This is a genomic window from Hydrocoleum sp. CS-953 (assembly GCF_002260545.1).
Classification (GTDB): Bacteria; Cyanobacteriota; Cyanobacteriia; order Cyanobacteriales; family Microcoleaceae; genus Trichodesmium.
This window is the reverse complement of sequence record NZ_LGSU01000131.1, coordinates 1-2,236: the sequence shown is the minus strand read 5'-3', so window position 1 is coordinate 2,236 and position 2,236 is coordinate 1. Positions and strand designations below refer to the sequence as shown.

Below are 2,236 nucleotides of genomic sequence, written 5' to 3'. Positions count from 1 at the left end.
TATCATGTATATAGTGTTCAAAACTATAACGTTATAGTTTTTGGACTCTATATATAGTACCTCTGCGTAAGTTCTGTTAATATTCAAAACGCTTTACCAATGGATAATTGATAATTAATCAATTCGGTTTAAAACCTCTCTTCAACAATTAATAATTAATAATTAGAAACAGTTTTGATTATCAATTAATGAACTTTGCGTATTAAAATCATAATGTTTTTTTTACCACCAATAAAATTATCAAATTTAAAATATGGGATGTAAACATTATGTTGTAATTTTTCCCTTACTTCTAGGAATGGCATTTGTTTTATCTATTACTCCTAGTAGTAAAGCCGAAAAACAAGTATCAAGTCAAGATATTAACCAAACTGCCCAAATTTTAGAAAAAATAGAGAACTACAACTCACTCAACCAACCTGTAAAATCTCAACCACTTGCCAACTCCAACCAGGAAACCTCTACAGTCAAGGGGCAAACTAACGATACTTTAGGACAAATAGAACAATATAACCAACTCAACCAACCTTCTGAAATATCTCCCTTCTTAGAAAGAGTTAACTCTGTCAATCAACTTAGTGATGTCCTACCCACAGATTGGGCCTACAGTGCCCTCCAAGGATTAGCAGAACGTTACGGTTGTCTATTAGCCTCCCCAAATTATACATTTAGTGGTAATAGAGCCATCAGTCGTTACGAATTTGCAGCAAATCTCAACGAATGTTTACAAGTGATTCAAAGTCTGATTGAAGAATTTGATGAAGGTTATATTTCTCAATCAGACTTAGCAAAAAGCCAAAGATTACAAGAAGATTTTGCCATAGAAATAGCCGATATTAAATCCCGCTTGAATGCTCTAGAAACAAGGACAGATATTCTCGAAGCTAATCAATTTTCTACCACAACTTTGCTCAAAGGAGAAGTAATTTTCGCTCTATATGATGTTTTCAGTAGTGAAGATGAAGAAGGAGCAACTGTAACTACTCAAANATCCCGCTTGAATGCTCTAGAAACAAGGACAGATATTCTCGAAGCTAATCAATTTTCTACCACAACTTTGCTCAAAGGAGAAGTAATTTTCGCTCTATATGATGTTTTCAGTAGTGAAGATGAAGAAGGAGCAACTGTAACTACTCAAAACATTCAGACATCTTTTGGCCATGCCGTAACATTAAACTTTGATACTAGCTTCACAGGACAAGACTTCCTCAGAACTAGACTCAGAGCAGGAAGGTTGCCAGGGGTTAGTGGAGGAACACAAACAAATACAACCTTATTTAACTTCGGTTTTGACACCAATGATCTGGCAAGATTAACCGAAGTCTATTATATTTTTCCCCTCAACGATAAAATGAGTCTTTATCTTGGAGCTGCTGGACTTGACTTTGACTTGATGGCTCCTGCCCTTAATCCTAAACTGGTAAGTGGTACAAAAGGTTCTCTTGCTCTATTTCCAGCTTACAACCCCACCATATATATTCAAGTAGGGGGTGCTGGTTTGGGTTATAGTTATCAAATTAACGATAACTTGAGATTAGATTTAGCCTATCTTGGAGGTGCCCCTGGTGGTGGTACTGGTACAGTGAACGATCCGAGAGAGGGTGGTGGAATTTTTAATGGTACCTACAGTGGTTATGCTCAGTTTACTGCTTCACTCAACCAAGATTTGGATATTTCTTTTGCTTATGTAAGAGCATATTATACGGCGGATTTAGTTAATGTAGCTGGTTTTACAGGTAGCCAAAATGCTCAACAACCTTTTGGCAAAGTAGCAACTTCAGCAGACCATTTTGGATTCCAAAGTAGCTATCGATGGGCAGCATTTACTATTGCTGGTTGGGTTGGTTATAGCAATGCTGAAGCAGAAACAGGCGATCGCCAAGGAGATGAAGCAGATATTTGGCATTGGGCAGTAACAGTAGCTATAGATGACTTATTCTTTGAAAATGGAATGTTAGGTTTTTCTGTTGGTCAACAACCAAAAGTAACATATATTGATAATGGTGAAGATGACCCAGATACCTCTATACAATTTCAACTTTTCTACGATTATCAGATTACAAATAATATAAATATTACCAATGGCTTTTTCATCGAGACAAAACCGGAACATGATGATAGAAATGATACTCTTTGGGTAATTCTTACGAGAACTACTTGGAGATTCTAAAAATTATAGCGGTTTTCATGTTAACTAAAAAACTTCTTCCTTCTTGCTTCTTCCTTCTTGCTTCTT

At 36.2% G+C, this 2,236-nt stretch carries 1 protein-coding gene and 1 pseudogene; both read left to right on the top strand.

Going from position 1 to position 2,236, the window contains the following annotated elements:
• Nucleotides 1-253: 253 nt before the first annotated feature.
• Nucleotides 254-989 (top strand): annotated as a pseudogene (locus AFK68_RS43965) (iron uptake porin); the annotation flags it as partial.
• A gap of 8 nt (nt 990-997) precedes the next feature.
• The gene (locus tag AFK68_RS43960) at nt 998-2,170 is read left to right on the top strand and encodes an iron uptake porin (protein WP_371357181.1); all 1,173 of its coding nucleotides are present in this window, start codon (nt 998-1,000) and stop codon (nt 2,168-2,170) included.
• The last annotated feature ends 66 nt before the right edge of the window (nt 2,171-2,236 follow it).